At 71.5% G+C, this 26,790-nt stretch carries 27 protein-coding genes and 1 pseudogene; 16 read left to right on the top strand and 12 right to left on the bottom strand.

The genetic code is table 11. From position 1 onward, the window contains the following. Positions 1 to 92: 92 nt before the first annotated feature. Positions 93 to 839, bottom strand: coding sequence for an MBL fold metallo-hydrolase (locus tag ACZ4SF_RS09110; protein WP_468380245.1), 747 nt, complete (start codon positions 837 to 839; stop codon positions 93 to 95). 88 nt (positions 840 to 927) lie between these two features. Here ACZ4SF_RS09110 and ACZ4SF_RS09115 point away from each other — a divergent pair, with 88 nt between their 5' ends. The 4 genes and pseudogenes from ACZ4SF_RS09115 (at position 928) to ACZ4SF_RS09130 (ending at position 4,628) form a co-directional block, all read left to right on the top strand. Beyond that, entirely contained in the window at positions 928 to 1,551 is a 624-nt protein-coding gene (locus ACZ4SF_RS09115; protein WP_468380248.1) for a CGNR zinc finger domain-containing protein, read from the top strand. Positions 1,552 to 1,613: 62 nt separating this feature from the next. After that, a pseudogene (locus tag ACZ4SF_RS09120) lies at positions 1,614 to 2,094 on the top strand (phosphate ABC transporter ATP-binding protein); the annotation flags it as partial. A 369-nt stretch (positions 2,095 to 2,463) separates the two neighbouring features. After that, positions 2,464 to 2,736 (top strand): hypothetical protein, encoded by a 273-nt coding sequence (locus ACZ4SF_RS09125; protein WP_468380251.1) that lies wholly within the window; start codon positions 2,464 to 2,466, stop codon positions 2,734 to 2,736. 104 nt (positions 2,737 to 2,840) lie between these two features. Continuing rightward, positions 2,841 to 4,628 carry a phosphatidylglycerol lysyltransferase domain-containing protein gene (locus tag ACZ4SF_RS09130; RefSeq protein WP_468380253.1) on the top strand — a complete coding sequence of 596 codons (1,788 nt, stop codon included), beginning with the start codon at positions 2,841 to 2,843 and terminating at the stop codon, positions 4,626 to 4,628. Positions 4,629 to 4,666: 38 nt separating this feature from the next. On the opposite strand, the gene ACZ4SF_RS09135 is transcribed toward ACZ4SF_RS09130, so the two are convergent. The 6 genes from ACZ4SF_RS09135 to ACZ4SF_RS09160 all read right to left on the bottom strand — a co-directional run bounded on the left by ACZ4SF_RS09135 (position 4,667) and on the right by ACZ4SF_RS09160 (position 10,781). Next, on the bottom strand, positions 4,667 to 5,545 hold the full coding sequence (locus tag ACZ4SF_RS09135) for a hypothetical protein (protein WP_468380256.1): 879 nt from the start codon (positions 5,543 to 5,545) through the stop codon (positions 4,667 to 4,669). A gap of 147 nt (positions 5,546 to 5,692) precedes the next feature. Beyond that, positions 5,693 to 7,126 (bottom strand): sensor histidine kinase, encoded by a 1,434-nt coding sequence (locus tag ACZ4SF_RS09140; protein WP_468380259.1) that lies wholly within the window; start codon positions 7,124 to 7,126, stop codon positions 5,693 to 5,695. Beyond that, on the bottom strand, positions 7,127 to 7,852 hold the full coding sequence (locus tag ACZ4SF_RS09145) for a response regulator transcription factor (RefSeq protein WP_468380261.1): 726 nt from the start codon (positions 7,850 to 7,852) through the stop codon (positions 7,127 to 7,129). It abuts the gene before it with no gap. Between the two features lie 135 nt (positions 7,853 to 7,987). Beyond that, positions 7,988 to 8,560 carry an FMN reductase gene (locus ACZ4SF_RS09150; protein ID WP_468380263.1) on the bottom strand — a complete coding sequence of 191 codons (573 nt, stop codon included), beginning with the start codon at positions 8,558 to 8,560 and terminating at the stop codon, positions 7,988 to 7,990. Then, positions 8,557 to 9,645 (bottom strand): LLM class flavin-dependent oxidoreductase, encoded by a 1,089-nt coding sequence (locus ACZ4SF_RS09155; protein ID WP_468380266.1) that lies wholly within the window; start codon positions 9,643 to 9,645, stop codon positions 8,557 to 8,559. Before ACZ4SF_RS09155 ends, ACZ4SF_RS09150 begins: the two co-directional genes overlap by 4 nt. A 245-nt stretch (positions 9,646 to 9,890) precedes the next feature. After that, positions 9,891 to 10,781 (bottom strand): NADP-dependent oxidoreductase, encoded by an 891-nt coding sequence (locus tag ACZ4SF_RS09160; protein WP_468380268.1) that lies wholly within the window; start codon positions 10,779 to 10,781, stop codon positions 9,891 to 9,893. A gap of 136 nt (positions 10,782 to 10,917) precedes the next feature. On the opposite strand from ACZ4SF_RS09160, the gene ACZ4SF_RS09165 reads away from it, so the two are divergent. Continuing rightward, positions 10,918 to 11,322 (top strand): winged helix-turn-helix transcriptional regulator, encoded by a 405-nt coding sequence (locus tag ACZ4SF_RS09165; protein WP_468380271.1) that lies wholly within the window; start codon positions 10,918 to 10,920, stop codon positions 11,320 to 11,322. Between the two features lie 106 nt (positions 11,323 to 11,428). On the opposite strand, the gene ACZ4SF_RS09170 is transcribed toward ACZ4SF_RS09165, so the two are convergent. Further along, positions 11,429 to 11,887, bottom strand: coding sequence for a hypothetical protein (locus ACZ4SF_RS09170; RefSeq protein ID WP_468380465.1), 459 nt, complete (start codon positions 11,885 to 11,887; stop codon positions 11,429 to 11,431). A gap of 152 nt (positions 11,888 to 12,039) precedes the next feature. On the opposite strand from ACZ4SF_RS09170, the gene ACZ4SF_RS09175 reads away from it, so the two are divergent. The 3 genes from ACZ4SF_RS09175 to ACZ4SF_RS09185 are packed head-to-tail and all read left to right on the top strand — an operon-like array spanning position 12,040 to position 13,354. Next, complete coding sequence (locus tag ACZ4SF_RS09175) at positions 12,040 to 12,378, top strand: YnfA family protein (protein ID WP_468380273.1); 339 nt, start codon at positions 12,040 to 12,042, stop codon at positions 12,376 to 12,378. 53 nt (positions 12,379 to 12,431) lie between these two features. Further along, positions 12,432 to 13,208: an SDR family NAD(P)-dependent oxidoreductase gene (locus ACZ4SF_RS09180; RefSeq protein WP_468380275.1), complete on the top strand. Its 777-nt coding sequence runs from the start codon at positions 12,432 to 12,434 to the stop codon at positions 13,206 to 13,208. After that, on the top strand, positions 13,208 to 13,354 hold the full coding sequence (locus ACZ4SF_RS09185) for a hypothetical protein (RefSeq protein WP_468380276.1): 147 nt from the start codon (positions 13,208 to 13,210) through the stop codon (positions 13,352 to 13,354). The genes ACZ4SF_RS09180 and ACZ4SF_RS09185 overlap by 1 nt, the downstream gene beginning before the upstream one ends. A gap of 12 nt (positions 13,355 to 13,366) precedes the next feature. Here the strand turns inward: ACZ4SF_RS09185 and ACZ4SF_RS09190 are convergent, their stop codons facing one another. Next, the gene (locus ACZ4SF_RS09190; RefSeq protein WP_468380279.1) at positions 13,367 to 14,221 is read right to left on the bottom strand and encodes an SDR family oxidoreductase; all 855 of its coding nucleotides are present in this window, start codon (positions 14,219 to 14,221) and stop codon (positions 13,367 to 13,369) included. Between the two features lie 81 nt (positions 14,222 to 14,302). Here ACZ4SF_RS09190 and ACZ4SF_RS09195 point away from each other — a divergent pair, with 81 nt between their 5' ends. Continuing rightward, positions 14,303 to 14,899: a TetR/AcrR family transcriptional regulator gene (locus ACZ4SF_RS09195; RefSeq protein WP_468380281.1), complete on the top strand. Its 597-nt coding sequence runs from the start codon at positions 14,303 to 14,305 to the stop codon at positions 14,897 to 14,899. A 29-nt stretch (positions 14,900 to 14,928) separates the two neighbouring features. Here the strand turns inward: ACZ4SF_RS09195 and ACZ4SF_RS09200 are convergent, their stop codons facing one another. Then, positions 14,929 to 16,122 carry an RtcB family protein gene (locus ACZ4SF_RS09200; protein ID WP_468380284.1) on the bottom strand — a complete coding sequence of 398 codons (1,194 nt, stop codon included), beginning with the start codon at positions 16,120 to 16,122 and terminating at the stop codon, positions 14,929 to 14,931. A gap of 215 nt (positions 16,123 to 16,337) precedes the next feature. On the opposite strand from ACZ4SF_RS09200, the gene ACZ4SF_RS09205 reads away from it, so the two are divergent. From ACZ4SF_RS09205 to ACZ4SF_RS09215, 3 genes are all read left to right on the top strand, one after another. After that, the gene (locus ACZ4SF_RS09205) at positions 16,338 to 17,177 is read left to right on the top strand and encodes a DUF3558 domain-containing protein (RefSeq protein WP_468380286.1); all 840 of its coding nucleotides are present in this window, start codon (positions 16,338 to 16,340) and stop codon (positions 17,175 to 17,177) included. Between the two features lie 159 nt (positions 17,178 to 17,336). After that, positions 17,337 to 18,251 carry a DUF3558 family protein gene (locus tag ACZ4SF_RS09210; RefSeq protein WP_468380288.1) on the top strand — a complete coding sequence of 305 codons (915 nt, stop codon included), beginning with the start codon at positions 17,337 to 17,339 and terminating at the stop codon, positions 18,249 to 18,251. A gap of 117 nt (positions 18,252 to 18,368) precedes the next feature. After that, positions 18,369 to 19,619 carry a DUF2637 domain-containing protein gene (locus ACZ4SF_RS09215; RefSeq protein WP_468380291.1) on the top strand — a complete coding sequence of 417 codons (1,251 nt, stop codon included), beginning with the start codon at positions 18,369 to 18,371 and terminating at the stop codon, positions 19,617 to 19,619. A gap of 101 nt (positions 19,620 to 19,720) precedes the next feature. On the opposite strand, the gene lysS is transcribed toward ACZ4SF_RS09215, so the two are convergent. Then, the gene (gene lysS / locus ACZ4SF_RS09220) at positions 19,721 to 21,460 is read right to left on the bottom strand and encodes a lysine--tRNA ligase (RefSeq protein WP_468380294.1); all 1,740 of its coding nucleotides are present in this window, start codon (positions 21,458 to 21,460) and stop codon (positions 19,721 to 19,723) included. 128 nt (positions 21,461 to 21,588) lie between these two features. Between lysS and argS the strand changes: the two genes are divergently transcribed. Continuing rightward, the gene (gene argS, locus ACZ4SF_RS09225; RefSeq protein ID WP_468380296.1) at positions 21,589 to 23,373 is read left to right on the top strand and encodes an arginine--tRNA ligase; all 1,785 of its coding nucleotides are present in this window, start codon (positions 21,589 to 21,591) and stop codon (positions 23,371 to 23,373) included. A 280-nt stretch (positions 23,374 to 23,653) separates the two neighbouring features. Here argS and ACZ4SF_RS09230 read toward each other — a convergent pair whose 3' ends face one another. Beyond that, complete coding sequence (locus tag ACZ4SF_RS09230; RefSeq protein WP_468380299.1) at positions 23,654 to 24,601, bottom strand: helix-turn-helix transcriptional regulator; 948 nt, start codon at positions 24,599 to 24,601, stop codon at positions 23,654 to 23,656. 72 nt (positions 24,602 to 24,673) lie between these two features. On the opposite strand from ACZ4SF_RS09230, the gene ACZ4SF_RS09235 reads away from it, so the two are divergent. From ACZ4SF_RS09235 to ACZ4SF_RS09245, 3 genes are all read left to right on the top strand, one after another. Beyond that, on the top strand, positions 24,674 to 25,060 hold the full coding sequence (locus tag ACZ4SF_RS09235; protein ID WP_468380301.1) for a VOC family protein: 387 nt from the start codon (positions 24,674 to 24,676) through the stop codon (positions 25,058 to 25,060). Positions 25,061 to 25,217: 157 nt separating this feature from the next. Then, positions 25,218 to 26,042, top strand: a complete 825-nt coding sequence (locus ACZ4SF_RS09240) for a DUF4253 domain-containing protein (protein ID WP_468380304.1) — start codon at positions 25,218 to 25,220, stop codon at positions 26,040 to 26,042. 127 nt (positions 26,043 to 26,169) lie between these two features. Further along, positions 26,170 to 26,685: a hypothetical protein gene (locus tag ACZ4SF_RS09245; RefSeq protein ID WP_468380307.1), complete on the top strand. Its 516-nt coding sequence runs from the start codon at positions 26,170 to 26,172 to the stop codon at positions 26,683 to 26,685. The last annotated feature ends 105 nt before the right edge of the window (positions 26,686 to 26,790 follow it).

The raw sequence follows: 26,790 nt of genomic DNA on the forward strand, positions 1-26,790 counted from the left end.
TCACGCCGACTGGACCCGAACCGTCACCCCGACTGAACCCGAACCGTCACCCCGACTGAACCCGAACCGTCACCCCGACTGAACCCGAACCGTCACGCCGGCTGGAGGCGGTCCGTCAGCCCCGCCTCCTCGAAGGCCCGGACCACGTCCTCGCGCGACTCCGTGAAGTGGGCCCAGCTGTCGCAGTGCGCGGCGACCACCCGGCGGGCTTCCAGCAGCCGGGCGGCGGTCGCCGTGCCGCGGCCGTCGAGGACGAGGAGCGCGTCGTCGAGGGCCGGCATGCGGGGTGCGCCGGCGAAGAGGACGGCGGTGTCGACCGGGGCATACCGGGCGGCGATCTCCTTGACCAGGTCCAGGGAGGCGTTGTCGCCGCTGACGTAGACGCTGGGCAGGTCGGCGGAGGTCAGCACGAAGCCGGTGACCTCCCCGACGATCGGCTCGGAGCCCTCGGGTCCGTGCAGGGCGGGGGCCGCGGTCACGGTGACCGTGCCGCCGTCGGGGCGGGGCAGGTCCACGGACTGCCAGGGGGTCAGGGGCTCGGTGGTGCCGCCGAGGCGCTCGGCCGCGGCGGGGGTGGTGAAGGTGCGCGGTACGTCGGCGAGCAGGGCGCGGCCGGAGTGGTCGAGGTTGTCGGCGTGCTGGTCGTGGGAGAGCAGGACCACGTCGACGGGGCCGAGTTCACTGAGGGGCGTGCGGGGCGGGGCCGTCTTGACGAGGGTGCGGCCGCGGGGCGAGGGGTAGTCGCCGGGGCCGTCGAAGGTCGGGTCGGTGAGGAAGCGGAGGCCGCCGTACTCGATGAGGACGGTGGGGCCGCCGAGGACCTTGACCGGTATCTGCATGCCGACTCACCTCACGGATAGAAGGAATGTCATCCGTGAGAGACGTTAGCTCTTCTCACGGATGGGAGCAAGGCCTACCATGAGGAACATGAAGAACGAGGGACAGACACCCCAGCCGGTCACGGACGGGACGCCGCCTCTGCCCCCCGCACCCGGCACCGAGCAGCACCCCGCCCTCGGCCTCGCCAACACCGTGATCGCCCTGCCAGGGGGCCAGTCGGCGGACCTGCTCGGCACACCGGCCGCCGCCCGGCGCTGGCTGACCGACCGCGGCCTCGCGCCGGCCACCGCCGACCTGCAGGAGACCTGCGCGAGCCGGCTGCGCGCCCTGCGCGAGGAGGTCCGCCTGCTGCTCGCCGCGCGGGTCACCGGTGAGCCCGCCCCCACCGGCGCGCTCACCGCCCTCAACGCCGCACTCACCCTGGCGCCGGCCGCCTCGCTGCTGCACTGGTCCCAGGACCGCGGGCTGTACCGGGCCGCCGCCCACCCCACCACCCAGATCGTCGAGCACGCCCTGGCCGCCCTCGCCGCCGACGCCGCCGATCTGCTCACCGGGCCGGACGCCGAGCGGCTGACCGCCTGCGGCTCCACCCCCTGCAACCGCTACCTGCTCCGTCACGGCCGGCGCCACTGGTGCTCCACCCGCTGCGGCGACCGGGCCCGCGCCGCCCGCGCCTACGCCCGCCGCGCCCAGCGGGACGCGGCGGAGTAACTGACCGAAAGACGCCGCCCGAAGGTGACCCGTGTCCTCCGGAGAGCGATCGATGCTCGGCGATGTCGATCTACGACAACGTCGTGGCCGGCCTGAAGCTGACCGGTGTCCGCGCGAGCCGCCGCGAGAAGGACGAGCTGGTCGAGGAGTCGCTGACCCGTGCCGGGCTGTGGAAGGAGGTCCGCGACCGGCTCCGCAAACCCGGCGGCGCGCTCTCCGGCGGCCAGCAGCAGCGCCTGTGCATCGCCCGCGCCCTCGCCGTACGCCCCCGGGTGCTGCTCATGGACGAACCGTGCTCGGCGCTCGACCCGACGTCCACCCGCCGCGTCGAGGAGACGATCCAGGACCTGCGCGACCAGATCACGATCGTCATCGTCACGCACAACATGCAGCAGGCGGCCCGCGTCTGCGCCCAGTGCGCGTTCTTCCTCGCCGAGGCAGGGCGCACCCGGCGGGATCGTCGAGCACGGCTCCACGGAGCAGATGTTCAGCTCCCCGGCGGACGGGCGCACGGCGGACTACGTGGCGGGCCGCTTCGGCTGACCAGCCGCCCGCGGCCCGGCGGCACCGCTCCGTGACCCGGTCCTCGAACCCGGAGAACTCCTCGCGGCCGGCGCCACCAGCACCGCAGGCCGGCTGTCCGTGCCCCGGCGCGCCCGTACCGCACGGGCACGGCGCGGTGCCGTCCCCCGCGGCCCGCCCGGTCGCCCCGGTGCACGCCGCGCCGTCACCCGTGAGGGCCACCACGGGCATCCCAGGCCCGGGCTGTGGCCGGGTGCGGTTCCCCGGAGCGTATGGTGCGCAACGGCTCGTGGTGCATCCGCACGGCATCGGCCCGCACCGACCCTACGTATTGTAGGTTCCCAACCGGCAGCGGCCGCCGGGCTGTTCACACTGTTCAACGGGGGACCCATGCAGGACACCACGGAAACGGAGCCCGGCACGGAGATCTGTGCGGGCCGTCTCGCGCCGACGCTGACTCTGCTGATCGTCAGCCTGGCCGTCGCCGCCGTGGGCGTGTACGAGCTGTGCGGTTTCGGGCTGCACAGCCTGGCCCGGCGCCCCCACCTGTTCAGCGATGGACTGGCGACCGGCGGGGTGATCGCGGCCGCGGTGGCCGCCGGGGCCGCGGTGGGAAACCTGGCCTGGATGCTGACGGCGGCCCGGCGCGGCAGCGGCGGCTGACCCGGCGAGGCCGTGCCGTCGGGTCGGGGGCCCGACTCCCCGTCACCCGCGAGCTGTAGGGTCTGCGCTGCCCCGTCCCCGTCCCCAAGGGGTGATCCGTCACCATGCCCGCTCACCAGACGACCCTGAGCCCGCCACAGGCTCCCGATCCGCGGACCGCCCGCCGCGGCACCCGCCTCCTCCCGCCGTCCTTCCGTGCCTTCTCCGGTGACGACCGGCTGCGCACCCGCGCCGCCACGGCCACCGTCTGGTACCTGCGGCTGCTGGTCGTGCTGAACGTCGCGGCGGTCGTGTCGCTCCCGTTCCGCGAGGAGGTGCACGAGCACAACGCGGGCGAGTACTTCACCCCGTACCTGGCCACCGCCGGCCTGGTCTCGGCGGTCCTCGCCCTGTTCCTCGCGGTGGTGATGCGCCGCCGCAAGCGAGCCGCCTGGACCTTCAACCTCATCCTGGCCGGCCCGCTCTTCGGACTGTACGTCGTCGCCCTCACCCGCGCCCCGTACCGCGAACACGTCTTCAACTGGGTGTCCACCGCCCTCACCGGCCTGTTCGTCGCCGCCCTGCTGCTCGGCAGGCGCGACTTCGACGCCATCGGCGACCGCTCCAACCCGCGCCTCGCCCTCGCCGTCGGTGTGGGCGGCACCCTGGCCGGCGGCGGCCTCGGCACCCTCCTGGTGCACGCGACGAACAAGGTGACCGGCGCGTCCCTCAAGGACGAGATCTCCTACACCCTGCTGCGCGGCATCAGCGTCAGCCCGCTCGCCGACCGGATCGCCGCCGTACAGGCGCCCCGCTGGGCGGACATCGTCATCAACACCCTGACGGCCGTCACGTTGCTGCTGGTCCTCCACGCCTGTTTCCGCGCCCCGCGCGGCGCCTGCCTGCTGGCTCAGGAGGACGAGGCGCGGCTGCGCACCCTCCTGGACCGGCACGGCGACCGCGACTCCCTCGGCTACTTCGCCCTGCGCCGCGACAAGGCCGTCATCTTCTCCCCCAGCGGCAAGGCCGCCATCGCCTACCGTGTGGTCGGCGGGGTCAGCCTCGCCTCCGGCGACCCGATCGGCGACCCCGAGGCCTGGCCCGGCGCCATCGACGCCTGGCTCGCCGAGGCCCGCCGGCACGCCTGGACCCCGGCGGTGATGGGCGCGAGCGAGGAAGCCGGCACCATCTACGCCCGGCACGGCCTGGACGCGCTCGAACTCGGCGACGAGGCGATCGTGGAACTGGCCGACTTCACCCTCGAGGGCCGTGCCATGCGTGTGGTCCGCCAGGCCCACAAGCGGGTGCGCCGGGCCGGCTACACGGTCCGCGTCCGCCGCCACGAGGACATCCCCGCCGAGGAGATGGCCGTGCTCGTGGACCGCGCCGACCACTGGCGCGACGGCGCCACCGAACGCGGCTTCTCCATGGCCCTCGGCCGTCTCGGCGACCCGTCCGACGGCCGCTGCGTGATGCTGGAGTGCCGGGACGCGGACGGCGAACCGCGCGCCCTGCTCAGCTTCGTGCCCTGGGGGGAACGCGGTCTTTCCCTGGACCTGATGCGCCGCGACCGGGGCTGCGAGAACGGCCTGATGGAGTACATGGTGGTGGAACTCCTCCTGCAGGCGCAGGAACAGGGGATCGACCGGGTCTCGCTCAACTTCGCGATGTTCCGCTCGGTCTTCGAGCGCGGTGCCCGTCTCGGCGCGGGTCCCGTCCTGCGCCTGTGGCGCTCAACCCTCACCTTCTTCTCCCGCTGGTGGCAGATCGAGTCCCTCTACCGCGCCAACGCCAAGTACCGGCCCGTGTGGGAACCCCGCTTCCTGCTCTTCGCCAAGAGCAGCGACATCCCGAGGATCGGCCTGGCGAGCGCCCGCGCGGAGGGCTTCCTCACACTGCCGGGCCGCTCATAGGCGGCCGGGCGGCAGGCTTCCTCACGCTGCCGGAGCGCTCATGGGCGGCCGGGCCGGAGGACGGGCACGCTGACGGCGTCGGCGGCGGAATCGGGGTGGTAGGTCTCGGTCCCGCCGCCCTTCCACCCGGGGTCGTAGGCGCAGGGGGTGGCGGAGCCGCCCGTGAAGTACTGCCGTTCCGGGTACCAGATGAAGGACATCCGCTCCTCGCCCTCGCGCTGGACGTACAGCGCCCAGTCCTTGTTCCTGCCGCCCTCGCGGTACGAGGAGACCTTCCAGCCTTCGTCCTGCAGGCGCTGGTGCAGCCGGCGCAGGCCGGGCACGGCCTGGCTCGCGGGCACGTGGTCCAGCGCCCACTCGTGGTACAGCAGGTAGGCTCCGTCGACGGTCTTGTCCTCCAGCCCGAACGTGCCCCCGTCGTAGCAGTACCCGGCGCCCATCGTGTTCTGCGGGCTCACGCCGGCGTCCTCGACCCCCGGCTGCACGGTGCGCGTGAACCCCATGACGTCGTACGCCTCCTGCGAGTGCCGGAAGGCACGGTCCGCCATGTCCTCGGGCGCGACCCGGGGGAGGTCCGTACCGTCCGAGGCGTTCCACATGAGCACGAGGACCAGGGCCAGGACGGCGGCGAGGGCGACACCGCCGCATCCCAGACAGCCGAGCCCGAACGAACGCGCCACCGACCCGGCGCGCACCGCACCACCGCCCGAGCCGCCCCCGGCACTCTCCGCGACCCCGGCACCCTCCGCGACAACGGCACCCGCCGCGGTCCCGAGGCGCTCCGTGGCCTCCGTGGTCTCGGCGCCCGCCGTGATCTCCCCGGTCTCGGCGCTCTCCGAGGTCTCGGTGGTCGGAGTGTTCTGCGTGGTCTCGGTGATCTGGGTGGTCTCGGTGGTCGGCGCGTTCTCCTCAGGCATGCGGCGACGGTACGGCGGCGCACGCGCCGGGCGGATGGGCGTACCTACCCGGCAGTCGGTAGGTACACGTACTCAACCGACGTCGGCGGCACCCCCCAACACACACATGCCCACCCGCTCGTACGCGGCGACGGCGGGTGGTGTTCGTCAGGCGCCGTCGCCCCCGCTGCCCGCGTATCCGCCCCCGACCGTGAACCCGATGACCGACCCGCCGCCCGCCCGTCGGTAGGCGAACGGCGCCCCGCCGTGGGCCATCGCGACCTCGCGGACGATGGACAGGCCGAGCCCCGAGCCGGGCAGCGAGCGGGCGTCGGCAGCGCGGTAGAAGCGGTCGAAGATGCGGATGAGGTCGCCCTCGGCGATCCCGGGCCCCCGGTCCAGCACCTCCACCCGTACCGTGCCCGGCCTGGCCGGGCCGGTGATGTCGAGCTCGATCGGCGCCGTGCCGTCCCGGTCGAACTTGGCCGCGTTCTCCACCAGGTTGGAGATGGCCCGCTGGAGCATCCCGGGCCGCCCGTCGGTCGTCGTGTCGCCGCTCGTGCGCAGGACGACGTCCCGGCCGGTACGGCGCCTGGCCAGGCCGGCCACGTCCTCGGCCAGGTCGGCGAGGTCCACCCGATGCGGCGGCTCGCTGTCGGACTGCCCGGCGGCGAGGTCGACCAGCTCGTTGACGAGGTCGGTGAGTTCCCGGGCCTCCTGGCCGAGGTCGGCGACCAGCTCCTCACGGGTGGCCGGGGGAAGCTCGTCGATCCGGCGCAACAACGAGATGTTGGTCCGCAGGGACGTGAGCGGCGTGCGCAGTTCATGGCCCGCGTCCTGCACCAGCCGTCGCTGGTCCTCCTCCGACTGCGCGAGCCGGCCCAGCATCCGGTCGAAGGCCCGCCCCAGCCGCCCGACCTCGTCCAGCCCGGCCACCGGGACCTGGATGCCCAGCTGCCGGGTGCGGGCGACGTCCTCGGCGGCGGACGTGAGGATCACCAGGCGCCGGGTGATCCGCCGGGCCAGCCACCAGCCGAACAGGCCGGCCGCCACCACGACCGCGGCCATCAGGATCAGCGTCCGCTGCTGCAGCGCCCGCAGCAGGTCCTCGGTGTCGCTGAACTCCTGCGCGACCTGGACCGCCCCGCGCCCGTCGCCGAGCGAGACGGTGGCGATGCGGAACAGGTCCTCCTCCACGCGTACGTCCTTGTGCTGGACGACCTTCCCGGCCGGGCGCGCGACCGCCACCGCCCTGTCCCGCGAGGTGACCGGCAGGGCCGGGCTGCCGTGGTCCACGATCTGCCCCTGCGCGCCGAGCACCTGCACGTCGGTGCGGGCGGGGCGGACCAGGTCGTGCCCGGGGCGGGAGGAGGAGAAGTCCCCGGGGCTCATCTCGTGCTGCCGCACCTCGTCCCGGACGTCCTGCACGACCTGTGTGAACACCGACTGCTGGTCGACGCGCACGAGCCGCGCGGCGGAGCTGTAGGACAGGATGCCGACGAGGATCGTGACGGCCGCGGTGACGGCGGCGAAGGAGACCGCGAAGGTGGTCCGCAGGGAGACCAGCTTCGGCCGGGCCGGCAGCCGCCAGCGGCGGCCCATTCAGTCCTCCCGCAGCACGTAACCCACGCCCCGCACGGTGTGGATCAGCTGCGGGGCGCCGGGTTCGTCGAGCTTGCGGCGCAGATAGCCGACGTACACGGCGAGGTTCTTGGAGCCCGGGCCGAAGTCGTAGCCCCAGATGCGGTCGTAGATCGTGGAGTGGTCGAGCACGATCCCCGCGTTGCGCACCAGCAGTTCCAGGAGTTCGAACTCGGTGCGGGTCAGTTCCAGCTCGCGCGGGCCGCGCCAGGCCCGGCGGGCCTGCAGGTCCATGCGCAGGCCGGCGGCCTCCAGCTGCCGGTCGAAGACCTGTGTCTCCCGTGCGGGCTCTTCGAGGGTGCCGCCGACGACGGGCGCCGGGCTGGTGCGGCGCAGCAGGGCGCGCAGCCGGGCGAAGACCTCCTCGACGTCGAACGGCTTGACCACGTAGTCGTCGGCCCCGGCGTCCAGGCCAGCGATCCGGTCGGCGGTCTCCACGAGGGCGGTGAGCATGAGGATGGGGGTGCTGTCGCCCTCGGCGCGCAGTACGCGGCAGACCTGGAGGCCGTCGATGCCCGGCATCATCACGTCCAGGACGAGGACGTCCGGCGGGTTCCTGTGGGCCTGCGCCAGCGCCTCGACGCCGTCGGCGACCGCCGTCACCGCGTAGCCCTCCAGCGTCAGGGCACGCTCCAGGGCATGGCGGATGGCGCGGTCGTCCTCGGCGAGCAGCACAGTCTGGGGCACGTCCCCAGTCTGCCAAGGCCGCCACCGGTTCAACCGTGCCCACCGGCCCTGCGATCACCCTTTTTACCGGCCTCTCACCGTCACAGAACCCCCCCACCACCCAGCCCACCGAGTCGGGTGGGCGGGTGGGCGGGATCAGCGCTGCAGCGCCGCCAGCTGCTCGGCGAACGGCACGACCGCAACCTCGGCCCGCCGCGAAGCCAACGGCATCAGCGCGGCAAGCTCCTGCGCCGCCCGTTCGATCCGCTCGGCCAGCCCCTCCGCGCCCCAGTCCTCGGACGCGGCGTACACACCGGTCGGCACGACGACGGCCCGCAGATAGGCGAACAGCGGCCGCAGCGCATGCTCCAGCACCAGCGAGTGCCGCCCGGTACCCCCGGTCGCCGCGATCAGCACCGGCTTTCCCACCAGCGCATCCTTGTCGAGCACGTCGAAGAACGACTTGAACAGTCCGCTGTAGGACGCGCTGAACACCGGCGTGACGACGATCAGCCCGTCGGCCCCCGCCACCGCGTCCTGCGCGGCGGCCAGGGCCTTCCCGGCGAACCCGTTGGTGAAGTTGTGCGCGATCTCGACGGCGAGGTCCCGCAGCTCGACCACCTCGATGTCCACCGGCGTGCGCCGGTCCACCGCGGCGGCCAGCCGGTCGCCCAGCAGCCGGGTGGAGGACGGGACGCTCAGTCCCGCCGATACGACGACGAGCTTCATGCGACGGTCTCCTTCTGTGCGGCGGCGAGCAGGGACTGGTGGGTCGGCGCCTCGGGCACGCCGGCCGGGCGCCCGTCGGCGAACTCCTTGCGCAGCACCGGCACGACCTCCTCGCCGAGCATGTCGAGCTGCTCCAGCACGGTCTTCAGCGGCAGCCCCGCGTGGTCCATCAGGAACAGCTGGCGCTGGTAGTCGCCGGCGTACTCGCGGAAGGACAGCGTCTTCTCGATCACCTGCTGCGGGGAGCCCACGGTCAGCGGGGTCTGGTCGGTGAAGTCCTCGAGCGAGGGCCCGTGGCCGTACACCGGCGCGTTGTCGAAGTACGGCCGGAACTCCCGCACCGCGTCCTGCGAGTTCTTCCGCATGAACACCTGGCCGCCGAGGCCGACGATCGCCTGCTCCGGGGTGCCGTGCCCGTAGTGGGCGTACCGCTTCCGGTAGAACTCGACCATCCGCTTGGTGTGGTCGGCGGGCCAGAAGATGTTGTTGTGGAAGAAGCCGTCGCCGTAGTACGCGGCCTGCTCGGCGATCTCCGGCGAGCGGATGGAGCCGTGCCAGACGAACGGCGGTACGTCGTCCAGCGGGCGCGGGGTGGAGGTGAAGCCCTGCAGCGGTGTGCGGAACTTGCCCTCCCAGTCCACGACGTCCTCGTCCCACAGCCGGCGCAGCAGGGCGTAGTTCTCGACGGCGAGGCTGATGCCCTCCCGGATGTCCTTGCCGAACCAGGGGTAGACCGGCCCGGTGTTGCCGCGGCCCATCATCAGGTCGACGCGCCCGTCGGCCAGGTGCTGCAGCATCGCGAAGTCCTCCGCGATCTTCACCGGGTCGTTGGTGGTGATCAGCGTGGTGGACGTGGAGAGGATCAGGTTCTCCGTCCTCGCGGCTATGTAGCCGAGCATCGTGGTCGGCGAGGACGGCACGAACGGCGGGTTGTGGTGCTCGCCGGTCGCGAAGACGTCCAGGCCGACCTCCTCGGCCTTCAGCGCGATGGCGACCATGGCCTTGATCCGCTCGCGCTCGGACGGGGTCCGCCCCGTGGTGGGGTCCGGCGTGACGTCGCCGACCGTGAAGATCCCGAACTGCATGGTCGCTCACCCTCCAGGTTGTTGACCGTTCAACTACACTTGTCCAACGGTCACCCCACCCGAGGTATTCCGGCCCCCCTCCCGACCCCTTTCCGCGCCCCAGGACCCCGGCACCAGCCAGCCACCCGTTCCGCGCCCTGCAGCCCCACCAGCCGGCCCCCGCCCTCCGCGCCCTGCAGCCCCACCAGCCGCCCCCCGCCTTCCGCCCCCTACGGCCCCACCAGCCGCCCCCCGCCTTCCGCGCCCTACGGCACCAGCACCAGCCGGCCCCGCAGCCCGCCCTCGGCCAACCGGGCGTGTGCCTTCGCGGCCTCCTCCAGGGCGTAGGTCTCCGCCACCCGCAGGGTCAGCGTCCCCGCGTCCGCCAGCCGGACCAGCTCCGCCAGCTGCGCCCCGTCTGCGCGCACCTCCACGGCCGTGACACGCACCCCGCGCACGGACTCGGGCTGCCGGCCGGGCTGGGCGCTGACGAAGGCACCACCGTCGCGCACCCACTCCAGCGCCGGCTCACCGAGCATCGCCGCGTCCAGCACCGCGTCCACACTCCCCGCCGCCACAGCCCCGGCCGTGAAGTGCGCCGCCCCCAGCGACCGCACCAGCTCCTCGTCGCCGGCCCGGGCATGTCCGGTCACCTTGATCCCGCGGTGCGCGGCCAGCTGCACCGCGAACCCGCCGACCGCACCGGCCGCACCGGTCACCAGCAGGGACGCACCCGGCTCCAGATCCAGCAGCTCCAGTGCCTGGAGCGCGGTCAGCCCGTTCAGCGGCAGGGTGCCCGCATGTACCGCGTCCACCGAGGCCGGCGCCGCGGCCACCGCGTTCGCATCCACGACGACGTACTCGGCGTGCGCACCGAGCGGCTCGGCCACCCCGGGCACGAGCGCCACCACCGGATCGCCGACCTGCCAGGCGGCCGCCACCCCCACCGCGTCCACCGTCCCCGCCACGTCCCAGCCGAGCCCGATCGTCTTGCCTGCCCCGCCGAAGACACCGGCCCGGACGTACAGGTCCACCGGATTCAGCGCACCGGCCACCACCTTGATCCGCACCTGGCCGGCCGCCGGCTCCGGCAGCGGCACCTCGGCGATCTCCACCGCGTCCGGGCCGCCGAACGTCTTCACCACAGCAGCACGCATGTCAACTCTCCCTGTACGTAAAACACTTGTCGGTCCTTGCGGCTCGGTCCCGGCCGCAACACCAACTGTAGGAGAGGTACTATCGATTCGTAAGTAGTTACCTGAGAGTGCGTAGCTGCCCCGGAGGGAAGAGCCCATGGCGACCATGACCGCAGCCCAGCGCCGCGAACAGGCCCGCGCCGACTACGACGCCTTCCTGCGCGCATGCCCCACCAACCAGCTCCTCGGCCGGCTCAGTGACAAGTGGGTCAGCCTGGTCGTCGCCGCCCTTGCGGGCGGCCCCCAGCGCTACAGCGACATCGGCCGCAGGCTCGCCGGCGTCAGCCCCAAGATGCTCACCCAGACCCTGCGCACCCTGGAGCGGGACGGCATCGTCAGCCGCACGGTGACCCCGTCCGTCCCGGTCCGCGTCGACTACGCACTCACCCCGCTCGGCGCCAGCCTCGCCGGCCTGCTCACCGCGGTGAAGGACTGGGCGGAGACCCACTTCGACGACGTCCGCGCGGCCCGGGAACGCTACGACGCGGAGAACCCCGCCTAACCCTGGCCAGGGAGGCTCGGCAAGCGGGGCCAGAGCGGCCGACGGCCCCGGTCAGCGCGGTCGACCACCCCGGCCGGGACGGCTCGTCCACCGGGGTCGGGACGGCTCAGAAGGCGTACGAGTCCCCGGTGGCCAGCACCAGCACCGTCATCCGGTCGTTCGACCGGTCCTTGTCCACCACGTCCCCGCTCCACGCGGTGTCGATCTCCAGCGTCGCCTCGGACGCCCCCTCCTGCAGCCGCATCGGCACCCGCAGCTGCTCCCCCGTCGTCTCCGCGGCCAGCGCCCCGGTCCCGCACAGCACCGTGCGCTCGTCCTCCCGGACGCACGGGGCGGGCAGCAGCTGCCCGTCGGCCAGCGGCACCGACCAGCGCAGCCGCACCGTGGCGTCCGCGACGGCGGCCGGCCCGTTGTTCCGCGGGGTCAGCCGTACCTCCGCCTGGTCCCCCTCCATCACCACGGTCCCGTGGAAGGCCAGGTCCGTCTCCGGTGCCGGAGCGGCCACCGCGATCCCCGGCACCAGGACGGCACCCGCACACACCCCGGACAACACCCACGCCCGCATCCGCACGCCCCTCACCACTCCTCGCTCGCGCTCCCGCCGACGTACGGATGTATGCCACGCGAGCCGCCCGTCAGGCGCCCTCCAACAGGTGACACGGCCACGAGAGGAGATCGCCGCCGGGTGACCCGAGCACGCGTGCGAAGCTGCCCCCCATGACCGTCCTCCGCTCCGCCGCCCTGTTCGTCGTCGCCGCGCTGTTCGAGATCGGCGGGGCCTGGCTGGTCTGGCAGGGCTTGCGGGAACACCGCGGCTGGCTGTGGATCACCGGCGGCGTCCTCGCCCTCGGCGCGTACGGCTTCGTCGCCACCTTCCAGCCGGACGCCCACTTCGGCCGCGTCCTCGCCGCCTACGGCGGGATCTTCGTGGCCGGCTCGATCCTGTGGGGCGTCGTCGCCGACGGCTACCGGCCCGACCGCTGGGACATCGCCGGGGCACTGATCTGCCTCGCCGGCATGGCCGTGATCATGTGGGCGCCCAGGAACGGCGCCTGAAGCTCGCCTAGGCTGGACGGGACACGACCGCACACCGAACCCAGGAGCAGCTCATGGCCAGCGCAGCCCCGTCCGCCGCCTCCCGCATCGCCGTCGTCACCGGTGCGAGCAGCGGCATCGGCGCCGCCACGGCCCGGCAGCTCGCCACGGCCGGCTACCGCGTCGTCCTGACCGCCCGCCGCAAGGACCGCATCGAGGCCCTGGCCGAGGAACTGACCAAGGCGGGCCACTCGGCGGTGGCATACCAGCTGGACGTCACGGACCGCGCGGCGGTCGACGAGTTCGCCACGGCCTTCACGACCATCGGCGTCCTCGTCAACAACGCCGGCGGAGCACTCGGCGCCGACCCGGTGGCCACCGGCGACCCCGCCGACTGGCGCACGATGTACGAGACCAACGTCATCGGCACCCTGAACCTCACCCAGGCGCTGCTGCCGAAGCTCGAGGCGAGCGGCGACGGCGTGGTCGTCGTGCTCTCCTCCACGGCCGGCCACGGCACCTACGAGGGCGGCGGCGGCTACGTGGCCGCCAAGCACGGCGCCCACGTCCTCGCCGAGACCCTCCGCCTGGAGATCGTCGGCCGCCCGGTCCGCGTCATCGAGATCGCGCCCGGCATGGTCAAGACGGACGAGTTCGCCCTGACCCGCTTCGGCGGCGACACGGAGAAGGCGGAGAAGGTGTACGAGGGCGTCGCCGAGCCCCTCACCGCGGACGACGTGGCCGAGACCATCACCTGGGCGGTGACCCGCCCCAGCCACGTCAACGTCGACCTGCTGATCCTCCGCCCGCGCGCCCAGGCCTCCAACACCAAGGTCCACCGGGACCGTTGATGAGCGCCGACGACTCATCGGAGAAGCGCCGCCTGGCACAGGAGACCAAGGACGAACGCCAGGTCTGGTACTTCCTGGCCTACTTCCTCTTCGGCATCCACTTCATCGCGTTCGTCATGATCTACGCGGTGCGGCACGCGAAGTAGGCCGGGTGCGCGCTAGAGGCCCGGTGCGAACACGGGCAGATTCCGCGCGACCCACGCCGCGAAGGGCGCGGCCGGCCGGTGCAGGACCGCTTCCACGTCGGAGCTGATCCGCTGCTCGGCCGGCAGCGGCGCGCCGAGGACGTCGAGGGTGCCGGCGACGACCTCCTCCGGCAGGAACCGTGCCATTCCCGCCTGCGCCTCCGCGCGGGACAGCTCCACGAAGGCCACGTCCTCGCCCAGGGCCGCGGCGATCACCGCTGCCTGCCCGCGCGGACTGATCGGCTCGGGCCCGGTCAGCTCGTACACCCGGCCCGCGTGCCCGTCCTCGCGGAGCGCGGCTGCGGCCACGGCGGCGATGTCCGCCGGGTCGACGACGGGCAGCGCGACATCACCGAAGGGCGCGAAGACGGTGCGCTTCGTACGGACCGACTCGGCCCAGGCGAAGGCATTGGAGGCGAAACCCCCCGGACGCAGGACGGTGAACTCCCGCCCGGACGCCCGCACCGCCGCCTCGAACGCGCGCAGCCGGGCATGTGAGCGGGCCTCCGGCCGGGTGGCGCCGACCTGCGACGAGACCAGGACGATCCGTCCGACACCGGCGTCCGCGATCACGTCCAGCAACGCGTCGGGGCTCTCACCCCTGAGGTTCAGCTCGCCGCCCAGCACGAGGAAGACGGCGCGCGCACCGCCGAGCGCCGGACGCATGCTCAGGGCGTCCCCGACTCCGCCCTGGACCCACCGCACGCCGTCCGCCGACTGCGCGGCCCGGTCCCGCCGCGACACGGCCACGACCTCCTCCCCCGCCTCGGCCAGCAACTGCACCAGCGTCCGCCCGACATTGCCGGTCGCCCCGGTCACCGTGATCATTGCGCCCCCATCTCTCAGTCAGTTGACTAACTAACTCGGAAGATAGCACGCCTCCAGGGCGGCCTGTCTATAGTCAGTCAGGTGACGAACTCAGTGGACAGGCGGGCAACGGCGTCACAGAAGCGCCGACGGCTCACGGCAGCGGCCGCCCGGGTCCTGCACGAGCAGGGCGTGGAGCGCACCACCCTCGCCGACATCGCCCGCGAGGCCGACGTCCCGGTCGGCAACGTCTACTACTACTTCAAGACCAAGGACGAGCTGGTCCGGGCCGCGCTGACGGAGCACAGCGCACACCTGGACGAACTCACCGGCCGGCTGGACCTGTTGGCGACCCCGCGCGACCGCCTCAAGGGACTCGTCTCGGCATGGGTCGACCAGCGCGAGACCGCAGCCCGCCACGGCTGCCCCACCGGCACCCTCGCCGTCGAACTCGACAAGCGAACGGACAGCACCCTCGACGCCGAGGCCGGCGCGGTGATCCGACGCCTCCTGGACTGGACGGCCGGCCAGTTCCGCACCTGGGGCACCCCGGACCCGGACGACGACGCCCTCACCCTGGTCTGCGCCTACCAGGGCATGTCCCTCCTGGCGAACGCCCTGCGCGACCCGGCCGTCATGACCCGCGAGGGCGAACGCCTCCTGCGCTGGCTGGACTCCCTGAAACCGGCGGACGGGTAACCCCCACCGGCATCCGGGGGCCTCGCGCGTCAGCCCTTGACGCAGACGACCTGCTTCAGCTTCGCCACCACCTGCACCAGGTCGCGCTGCTGATCGATGACCTGGTCGATCGACTTGTAGGCGCCCGGGATCTCGTCCACGACGCCGGAGTCCTTACGGCACTCCACGCCCCGGGTCTGCTCCTCCAGGTCCTTGGCCGTGAAGCGCCGCTTGGCCGCGTTCCGGCTCATGCGCCGACCGGCGCCGTGCGAGGCCGAGTTGAAGGACTTCTCGTTCCCGCGGCCCTTCACGATGTACGACCCCGTACCCATCGAGCCCGGGATGATCCCGTACTCCCCGGAGCCGGCCCGGATCGCGCCCTTGCGGGTCACGAGCAGATCCATGCCCTCGTACCGCTCTTCCGACACGTAATTGTGGTGGCAGGAGATCTCCGGCTCGAAGGTCGGTTTCGCCTTCTTGAACTCCTTGCGGATCACGTCCTTCAGGAGCGCCATCATCAGGGTGCGGTTGTACTTGGCGTACTCCTGCGCCCAGAAGAGGTCGTTGCGGTACGCCGCCATCTGCGGGGTGTCCGAGACGAAGACGGCGAGGTCACGGTCGACCAGGCCCTGGTTGTGCGGAAGCTTCTGGGCCATGCCGATGTGGTGCTCGGCGAGTTCCTTGCCGATGTTCCTGGACCCGGAGTGGAGCATGAGCCACACCGAACCGGACAGATCAACGCAGACTTCTACGAAATGGTTTCCTCCACCCAGGGTCCCCATCTGCTTGTGCGCACGCTCCTGACGGAACCTGACCGCTTCGGCAACCCCGGCGAACCGCCCCCAGAAGTCCTCCCACCCGGCCGTGGGCAGCCCGTGGAAGTCCGCCGGTGCGACCGGGTCGTCGTGCATCCCCCGGCCCACCGGAATCGCCTGCTCGATCTTCGAGCGGAGCCGGGACAGGTCCCCGGGCAGGTCGTTCGCGGTCAGCGACGTCTTCACCGCCGACATCCCGCAGCCGATGTCCACACCCACCGCGGCCGGGCACACCGCACCCTGCATCGCGATGACCGACCCGACGGTCGCGCCCTTCCCGTAGTGCACGTCCGGCATCACGGCCAGACCCTTGATCCACGGCAGGGTCGCCACGTTCTGGAGCTGGCGCAGGGCCACGTCCTCCACCGTCGCCGGGTCCGTCCACAGCCGGATCGGGACCTTGGCGCCCGGCATCTCCACGTACGACATACGTTCCTCATTCCCCCGGAATCAACAACAAAAGGCTTAAGACCAGCAAAACGCAAAAGCGGCGCCAAGGTCGATGAAAAGGGACAAGGGACCGGCGTCCACGGCAGTGCGTGCGATACACATTGTCTCCAGGGGGCGCCCCGCTGCGGCAAGCGAATAACCAGCGGGGACACTGGAGCACCGAGCAGACACACACCGTCGAGAGGAGCCCGATCGTGCTGCGGAAGGCGTACGTACCCGGCACCGCCGCCCTCCTCGCGGCGCTGCTGGCCGGCTGCACGAGCAGCTCGGGGGACGACACCCCGCCGGACAACGCCAACCCGGGCCAGGCCGGCACCGCCACGGTGGCCGCCCAGCCCGGCAAGTACCGCACGCTCCCCGAACCCTGCGGCGCGGTCGGGCACGACACCCTGGACACGCTGCTGCCCGGCCTCCCGCAGATCGCCGATCCGGACCAGCAGGAGAAGGCCTACCAGGGCGAGGCCACGCTCACCTATGACACCGACCGCCAGGTCGGCTGCCGCTGGAAGGTGGAGTCGCCGGACGCCACGGACCGCCTCTCGGTGGACTTCGAGCGCGTGGTGTCGTACGACAACGCGGTCAGCGACGACGACCAGGCGGAGCGGCTGTTCCAGGAGAAGCAGACGGCAGCGGACCTTCCGGCGCCGAGCAGTTCCTCGGCGCCGCCCGCGTCCCCGACGCCGACCGGGTCGGCGAGCGGCTCCCCGTCCACGGCGACGCCTTCCTCTGGTGCCTCGGGCTCCTCCGCGTCCACGGACCCCGAGCAGGCCTCCTCCGGTGCCACGCCCGCCGATCTCCAGCCCCGCGTGCTCACGGATCTCGGTGACGAGGCGTATCTGGACGACCGGCTCAGCACGTCCGGTTCGACGGCCGAACCCCGGACGGTGACTGTGGTGTTCCGCACGTCCAACGTGGTCGTCACCATCCAGTACGAGGAGCAGCCGACAGCCACCGGCTCGGTCCCCGACAGCAAGGAAATGCAGGACAGCGCGCGTAACCTGGCCTCTCAACTGGCCGACACGCTCAACGGCTGACGGCCTCACCGGCCCCGTCCGCCCCCGCCCGCAATGCCCGGGAACGGAAACCGCACGGCTCCTTCACCGCGTACCGTGGCCCCGCAGGAACCCGCACGAACACCGAGCGTCACGAGTGAAGGAACCATGCAGCGAGCAGCCCAGCGAGACGACCGTGCCATGACGGTACCCTCCACGCCCGTCAGGCAGTGGCGGAGCGACCAGCGTGACCGGCGCGCCAAGCGCCTTCGCCGCGTTCTTGTCTGCGCGGCAGCCGTTCCCGCGGTCCTGATCACCGCCGCCTGTTCCTCGGACTCCGGCGACTCCAAGGCCAAGTCCGGTGGCGAGAGCGCCCAGCAGTCGGCGAGCGGCAGCACGCAGCCGTCGGCGAGCGCGTCCCCGACGGTGCAGGCCGCCGCGTACCAGAAGCTTCCCGATCCCTGTGGGGTGCTGGGGAAGAAGACGCTGGGCGATCTGGTGCCCGAGGGCGTGAAGTCGAGCAAGAAGGGCGGTTCGGACGATCCGTCGTCCCGGTCGTCCTGCTCGTGGAACAGTCTGGACAACAACGGCGTCAAGGGATCCCAGTTCCGCTGGCTGAACGTCTCCCTGCTCCGCCTGGAGTCGGACGCCACGCGCGGTTCCGGTGCCGAGCAGGCCCACACGTACTTCAGCCAGCAGGTCAAGGACGCCCAGTCGGTCGACGGTGCCAAGAACACCAAGCTCGTGCCGCTGTCGGGTACGGGTGCGGAGGCGACGGCGGTGCGCTACGACCTGAAGAAGAAGGAAGGCCTCTTCAAGCAGCAGACGGTCGTCGCCCGGGTCGAGAACGTCGTCGTCACCGTGGACTACAACGGTGCCGGTCTGGCGGGCGAGAAGACTCCGGACGCCGACGACCTGCTGAAGGCGGCGGAGAAGGCACTCAAGGAGGCGGTCGCGGCCGTCTCGGCGGCCAACGGTGAAGGTTCTGGGCAGGGTTCGGACGGCAAGGCGTCCGCGTCGCCGTCCGAGCCGGCGTCGAAATCCCCGTCCAAGCCGGCGTCCAAGTCACCCTCCTCCAGCGCATCTCCGTCCAAGTCGGCCGCGAAGAAGAGCTGACCGGGGAGCCGTAGCGGCCGACCGGCACCACGTGCGCCGCACACGTGTGCCACTCTGTTGCGCGCAACAACACGCAAGGGGAGGGGAGTACGAGTGGCTGCGCCACAGCTGACTCGGATGCATCGCGTTCTCATCGGCGTGGTCGTGACCGGCGCCTTGATCATCGCCGGCATCGGCTTCGCCGGCTCGTACGCGGCTGTACGAGAGCTGGCCATCAAGAAGGGCTTCGGGAACTTCTCCTATGTGTTCCCGATCGGTATCGACGCAGGTATCTGTGTTCTGCTCGCCCTTGACCTGCTGCTGACCTGGATCCGCATTCCGTTTCCCCTGCTCCGCCAGACCGCGTGGCTCCTGACGGCGGCGACGATCGCCTTCAACGGCGCCGCCGCCTGGCCGGACCCGCTGGGTGTCGGGATGCACGCCGTGATCCCGGTCCTGTTCGTCGTGGCGGTCGAGGCGGCCCGCCACGCGATCGGCCGCATCGCCGACATCACGGCGGACAAGCACATGGAGGGGGTCCGCCTCACCCGCTGGCTGCTCTCGCCGCTGCCCACGTTCCTGCTGTGGCGCCGCATGAAGCTGTGGGAGCTGCGTTCCTACGACCAGGTGATCAAGCTGGAGCAGGAACGTCTCGTCTACCAGGCCCGCCTGCGTTCCCGTTTCGGCCGGGCGTGGCGCCGCAAGGCCCCGGTGGAGTCGCTGATGCCCCTGCGCCTGGCGAGGTACGGCGTCCCCTTGGCGGAGACGGCCCCGGCGGGCCTGGCGGCGGCCGGCATCGAACCGGTTCTGCTGCCGCCGGTCCCGCAGCAGCCTCAGCTGGCGGCGGTGACCGAGGCCGCCGCCGTGGCCGCGGGCAGTCGTGCCGCCGGGGCGGTGCCCATCGCACAGAGAACGGCACCTGCCGGCGGGCAGAGCCCGCAGGCACCGCCCGAGGACGATCAGAGCCCGTGGTTCCAGACCCCCCGCGAGGTCGAGTACCACGGCGCCTACGACCCGACGTACGAACCGCCCCCCGAGCCCCAGTACCTCCCCGAGGAGCAGTACGAGGAGTGGTACGAGGAGCAGGCGCCGGAGGACTTCCAGCAGCCCTCTCCCGAGGAGACCGGCAGCTTTCCCATCCCGGTGAGCCCGACGCGCACCCGGGAGCTGGGGGAGGGCGGCGGCACCCCGGAGCCGAAGCCGAGCGAGGAGGACTACTACCAGGTCTTCCGCAAGTCGATCGACGGCAGTTTTCCCACTCCGCACCAGTTCGGCGAGGCGGTGGAGGCGACGTACGGCCTCACGCTCCCGCCACGCGATGCGGACCGCATGGTCAACCGCTTCACCAACCGCTTCAACGCGGAGCTGGAGGAAGACCACATCGCCTGAGGACATGCGCAGCATGAGGAAGGGGCCCTCCTGAGGAGGGCCCCTTCTTCGTGTGCCTGTGCGGCGTGTGCCTGTGCGGTCTCGCTTCTGCCTGCGCGGCCCTACTCGCCGAGCAGGGCCCGCACCCGCTCCTGGCCGACCGCGAGCAGCAGCGTGGGCAGCCGGGGACCGGTGTCCCGGCCCACGAGCAGGTGGTACAGCAGGGCGAAGAACGCCCGCTGAGCCGTCTTGATCTCGGCCGGCAGTTCCTTGGGCGTGGCGTCGGCGGAGAACCCGGCCTGCACCTTCGGCACGCCGTAGACGAGGTGCGTCAGGCCGTCGAGCGACCAGTGCTCGGCGAGTCCGTCGAGCAGGAGCCGTACGGACTGCTGGGAGGCCTCGTCGAGGGACTTCAGCAGTTCGGCGTCGGGCTCGTCGCGCACGATGGTCCGCTGGTCGGCGGGGACGTGCGTGTTGATCCACGCCTCGGCCTTGTCGTACCGCGGGCGGGCCTCGTCCAGTGAGGCGAGCGGCTGCTCGGGGTCCAGTTCGGAGAGGATCCGCAGCGCCTGGTCCTCGTGTCCGGCGGTGATGTCGGCGACGGAGGCGAGGGTGCGGTAGGGCAGCGGCCGCGGCGTCTTCGTCAGTTCACCGGCGGCGGTGCCGACGGCGCGGGTGTACGCGGCCACGTCCGCGGGGAGCGCGGAGCCGTCGGCGACCTTGCCGGCGAGCTTGTCCCACTCGTCGTACAGCCGCTGGATCTCCTGGTCGAAGGCGATCTTGAAGGACTGGTTGGGCCTGCGGCGGGCGTACAGCCAGCGCAGCAGCTGCGGCTCCATGATCTTCAGCGCGTCACCCGGGGTCGGCACACCACCGCGCGAGGACGACATCTTCGCCATGCCGCTGATGCCGACGAAGGCGTACATGGGGCCGATGGGCTGCTTGCCGTCGAAGATGCCGACGATCTGGCCGCCCACCTGGAAGGAGGACCCCGGGGACGAGTGGTCGACGCCGCTGGGCTCGAAGATCACGCCCTCGTACGCCCAGCGCATGGGCCAGTCGACCTTCCAGACCAGCTTGCCGCGGTTGAACTCGGTGAGCCGGACGGTCTCGGTGAAGCCGCAGGCGGTGCAGGTGTACGACAGCTCGGTGGTGTCGTCGTCGTAGGAGGTGACGGTCGTCAGGTCCTTCTCGCAGTTGCCGCAGTACGGCTTGTACGGGAAGTACCCGGCGGAACCGGAGCTGCCGTCGTCCTCGGACGCGGCGCCGGAGCCCTCCTCGGCCTCCAGTTCGGCCTCGTCGACGGCCTTCTGCTGGGGCTTCCTGGCCTTCGGCTTGGTCCGGTACTGGGCGAGGATGGCGTCGATGTCGCCGCGGTGCTTCATGGCGTGCAGGATCTGCTCGCGGTAGGCACCGGAGGTGTACTGCGCGGTCTGGCTGATCCCGTCGAACTCGACGCCCAGCTCGGCGAGCGATTCGATCATCGCGGCCTTGAAGTGCTCGGCCCAGTTCGGGTGGGCCGACCCCTTCGGTGCCGGGACCGAGGTGAGCGGCTTGCCGATGTGCTCGGCCCACGACTCGTCGACGCCTGCGACGCCCGCCGGAACCTTGCGGTACCGGTCGTAGTCGTCCCAGGAGATCAGGTGCCGGACCTGGTGCCCGCGGCGGCGGACCTCGTCGGCGACCAGGTGCGGGGTCATGACCTCACGGAGGTTGCCCAGGTGAATGGGCCCGGAGGGGGAGAGTCCGGACGCGACGACGACCGGTTTGCCCGGGGCCCGGCGCTCCGACTCCTCGATGACCTCATCCGCGAAACGGGAGACCCAGTCGGTGGTCTCGGTGCTCTGAGCCACGATCGGCACGTCCTTCTTTCTGAACGGGGTGACACCCCATTCTCACAGACGGTGCGGCAACCGGGAAAACGGCTTTACCCCCCGTGGGATACTGGCCGGGACTATCCATCCCCACGAGGAGAACGGCACCCATACCTATGGCCTCGGTCACGTCCCTCAGCGACAGCGTCCAGCAGCACCTCACGTCCGCCCTCTCGGCCACCCTGCCGGAGGCCGCCGGCGCGGACCCGCTGCTGCGACGAAGCGACCGGGCCGACTTCCAGGCCAACGGGATCCTGGCCCTGGCCAAGAAGGCGAAGGCGAACCCCCGGGAGCTGGCGACGCAGGTCGTCTCCCAGGTGGTGACGGGTGACGTGATCAAGGACGTCGAGGTGTCCGGCCCCGGCTTCCTCAACATCACGATCACGGACCGGGCGATCACCGAGAACCTGGCCGCGCGGTATGCGGACGAGACGGGCCGCCTGGGCGTGCCCTACGCCGAGCACCCCGGTACGACGGTGATCGACTACGCGCAGCCGAACGTCGCGAAGGAGATGCACGTCGGCCATCTGCGGTCGGCGGTGATCGGCGACTCGGTGGTGCAGCTCCTGGAGTTCACCGGCGAGAACGTGGTGCGCCGGCACCACATCGGCGACTGGGGCACCCAGTTCGGCATGCTCATCCAGTACCTGGACGAGCACCCGCACGAGCTGGACCACAAAGCGTCGGCCGCGGACACGGCGGCTTCCGGCGAGGAGGCGATGTCGAACCTCGACCGTCTCTACAAGGCCGCGCGCAAGTTCTTCGACTCGGACGAGGAGTTCAAGACGAGGGCCCGCCGCCGGGTGGTCGCCCTGCAGGCCGGTGACCCGCAGACGCTCGCCATGTGGCAGAAGTTCGTGGACGAGTCGAAGATCTACTTCTTCTCCGTCTTCGAGAAGCTGGACATGGAGATCCAGGACCCGGACATCGTCGGCGAGTCGGGTTACAACGACATGCTGGCCGAGACCTGCCGCCTCCTGGAGGAGTCCGGCGTGGCGGTCCGCTCCGAGGGCGCCCTCTGTGTCTTCTTCGACGACATCAAGGGCCCGGAGGGCAACCCGGTCCCGCTGATCGTGCAGAAGTCGGACGGCGGCTACGGCTACGCGGCCACAGACCTGTCCGCGATCCGCGACCGCGTGTTCAACCTCAAGGCGGACACGCTGCTGTACGTGGTGGACGCCCGCCAGTCGCTGCACTTCCGCATGGTCTTCGAGACGGCTCGCCGGGCGGGCTGGCTGAACGACGACGTCAAGGCGCACCAGCTGGCCTTCGGCACGGTCCTCGGCAAGGACGGCAAGCCGTTCAAGACCCGTGCGGGTGAGACGGTGAAGCTCCAGGACCTGCTGGACGAGGCCGTCGAACGGGCCACGGCGGTGGTGCGCGAGAAGGCCGAGAAGGTGGGCCTGACCGAGCAGGAGATCACGGAGAACGGCCGCTACGTCGGTGTCGGTGCGGTGAAGTACGCGGACCTGTCCACGTCGGCCGTCCGGGACTACAAGTTCGACCTGGACCAGATGGTCTCGCTGAACGGCGACACGTCCGTCTATCTCCAGTACGCCTACGCCCGTATCCAGTCCATCCTCCGCAAGGCCGGCGAGGCCCGCCCGGTCGCACACTCGGAGCTGGACCTGGCCCCGGCCGAGCGTGCGCTGGGCCTGCACCTGGACCAGTTCGCGGAGACGGTGCTGGAGGCGGCGGCGGAGTACGAGCCGCACAAGCTGGCGGCGTACCTCTACCAGCTCGCCTCGCTCCTGACGGCGTTCTACGACAAGTGCCAGGTGCTGTCCGCCGACAACGCGCCGGAGGTCGTGGAGAACCGCCTGTTCCTGGTCGACGTCACGGCCCGCACCCTGCACCAGGGCATGGGCCTGCTGGGCATCAGGACGCCCGAGAAGCTCTGAGCCGCAGCCCTTGAGGTCTGTGGAGACCCGTGTCCACAGGACCGTCTCCGCAGACCTTGAGGAAGCCGGACACCCGAACGCGTCCGGCGCGCACCGCGAACTGGCGCCGTGCACAGGGCCGATGCCTTGATGGAGGAGATCCGCACCGGCGACCCCTTGCCGTTCGCCCGCCCCCGCAGCGGTGGGCGGGACCTCTTCGAACAGCTCTGGTTCGGCGTCTTCACGTGACCGAAGCCTGCCCGTCCCGCGCCCGCGTGGCCGGCGAACGCGAGCCGAAGCATCACTCGTTCTCCTGGAAAAGCTCTCGCGCGCGGTGCGCCAGCGCCCTGCGAACCGGCTCCGGTCCGATGACCCGCAGCGACGTCCCCAGGCCCAGGAGGAACCGGGCCAGGCCGTCCGCGTCCGGGCCGCCGATGTCGACGAGGGTGGCGTCGGGGCCGTCGGGGCGGTGGGTGCCGATGGTCGCGGGCACGACCCGCAGCGCCTGGTCCATGGGCAGCGGCAGCCGGATGGTGGCCGACAGCGGATAGGGGCCGTTCGCCGTGTTGCGGGAGACCAGCTGTGCCGGGTCCGGCGGGTCGGTGATCTGCACCGGCTGCCCCGTGGGCTGGAGCCGCTCCACCCGGTCGGCCCGGAACGTCCGCCACCCCCGGCGCACGTCCCGCGCGACGAAGTACCAACGCCGTCCGGTGTGGACGAGCCGGTACGGATCCACGTCCCGCACCGTGCTCCGGCCCTCCCCGTCGCAGTACGACAACCGGGCCCGCTCCCCCCGTCGGCAGGCCGCCGCCAGCTCCAGCAGCATGCCGGGCCTCAGTTGCGGCTCCTCGGACCACGGAAGCCGTACCAGCGCGTCGTCCCACTCCCCCAGCCGCTCGGCGATCCGCGGCGGCAGCACCTGCCGCAGCTTGAGCAACGCGGACAGCGCGGCCTGGTCCCCGCCGAGCGCCCCGCTCAGCGCCGCCTCCCGCAGCCCGACGGCCACGGCCAGCGCCTCCTCGTCGTCCAGGATCAGCGGCGGCACGCGCGCGCCGGCGCGGAGCCGGTAGCCGCCCCACGGCCCGGCGTCCGAGTCCACGGTGTACCCGAGTTCCCGCAGCTTGGCGATGTCCCGCCGGACGGTGCGGTCGGTGACGGCCATACGCTCGGCCAGCTCGGCGCAGGTCCATGCGGGCCGGGCGGCGAGGAGCGCGAGCAGGCGCAGCAGACGGGCGGACGCGCTGAGCACAAGGCGAAGTTTTCCATACGATCCGCATGACCAGGACCAGAACTGTCCGGGTCACGTCCTAGCGTCGTCCCCATGACCACGGAAAACACTCCCGCACCCGCCTTCCGCTTCGCCGCCGTCACCTTCGACTGCGCGGACCCCGCCGAACTGTCCCGCTTCTACGCCGAGATGTTCGGCCTGCCCGTCGCCTACTCCAGCGACGACTTCGTCTTCCTGGGCGGCAAGGACGGCGCGGGCCTCGGCTTCAACCGCCTGGCCGACTACCGCCGCCCCACGTGGCCGGACCCGGCCCAGGAGAAGCAGGCCCACATCGAGGTGGGCGTGGCCGACCTGGACGCCGCCGAGGCCCACCTGCTGAAGCTGGGCGCGACCAAGCCGGAGTCCCAGCCGCAGCCGGACCGCTGGCGGGTCCTGCTGGACCCGGCGGGCCACCCGTTCTGCATCACGACCCTCGTCTGAACGGGGATCCGTCCGGCCTCCACCTCGCCCCCACCGCCCAAGCGGCGTTCAGCTGAGCCCTCCGGCCTCCACCTCGCCCCCACCGCCCAGGCGGCGTTCAGCTGAGCCCTCTGCCGGGGCGAGGTGGTTGTCAGTGGCCGGCCCTACAGTCACTGGCATGGCGACTCTTCCCAACCCCCTGCCCAAGCTGACCACCGACCCGAGCGGGCGTTCCCTGGGGCTTCAACTGCCGCCCGGCAGACTGGTGGACGAGACGGACGACGGGCTCTGGCACGAGCCCCTGCTGTGGCACGCGCAGAAGGCGTCCGCGCCCGGTACGTGGAAGGCGCTGGGCGGGCCCGCGGCCCGTACGGGGCTGTTGCCGGTGCTGGTGGACCTGGCCGGGTGCCGGGTCGGCGTGGAGGACTGGGCTCTGCTGCCCGGAAAGGTGTCGTACCCCGGAGACCATGACGCCGCGGACGTGCTCGCGGAGTACTGGGAGGAGGAGACGGACGGTCAGGTCACCGACGAGATCGCACCGTTCGGCACCGAGTGGCCGGGACTCGCGCCGGCCGGTGTGCTGTCGGCCGATCCTGAGACCCGCGCCGCACAGGTCGCCGACGCGCTGAACAGCGACCCGGGCACGTGGGCGAAGTGGATGGAGGAACCCCACCTGGCGCTGGTCCCGGCACGCCGCTCCGCCGACATACCGGCGGCGATCGGCTGGACGGGTCCGCTGAACTACGAGGCGGACGTGGCGCGGATCAGCGCGGTACTGCGGTCGTGGGAGGACCGGTTCGGCATCCGGGTCGTGGCGCTCGGCCTGGACTCCCTGGTGGTGTCGGTCGCGGCGCCGCCCGGCACCGTCACCGACGCCGGGGTACTGGCCGCCGAGCACTACGCCCTGTGCCCGAACACCGTGGCGCAGAGCGGTCCCGGAAGCGTGGAGGCGTACGCCAAGGAGCTGGTCGGCGCCACCAGTTGGTGCTTCTGGTGGGACTGACCCGGACCGTCTCGGACCGTAATCGGAAAAGTGTTCCCGGCTCGCACGCGTGAACGGTCATACTGACCAGGCGTCTCACGATGCGTGACCACCATCAGACCTGCACAGAACACGAATACGGGGAATCTTGCATACCGCGAAACAACTCAAGAACCGCCTGACCGGCTCCCTGCTCGGCGCCGCCCTGTGCGTGGCGCTGACCGCATCGGCGTCCGGTGTGGCATCAGCCGACGAGGGAACGGCAGCCGGTGCACCGCGTTCCGCCGCCGGCGCTCCGGCGGTCCCTTTCGGATCACCGGTCATCGACGCGATGAACTGGTTCGTGTCCCACAAGGGCGACACTTCCTACCACGGCCGCTGCGAATACGCGGTGGCGTCGGCCTGGAAGCGCCACATCGTCCACTACTCGGCCAAGGTGCACTGGCAGTCCGACGACGGTGCCCGGCACACGACGGGCACGCCGCCCATCGCAGCGTTCGTCTTCTGGAAGACGTCGAGCCCGTACTGGCATGTCGGCCTGTCGGACGGCAGGGGCGGCGTCTGGATGACGGACGCGGCAGACAACGGCGCGATCGGCTACAAGTCCAACTACAAGACCGCCGTCAGGGGCACGTACCTGGGCTGGAAGCCCGGCAGCCCGTGATCCGGCGCAGGCCGTGCCGGCGATAGGGCCGACCGGCTGTCCCCAGGTGACAGGGCCTACTGGCCGACGCCGGTGGCGTGGTACCAGTAGGCCCTTCACTCATGT

It is taken from the genome of Streptomyces sp. NPDC027663 (assembly GCF_055566415.1).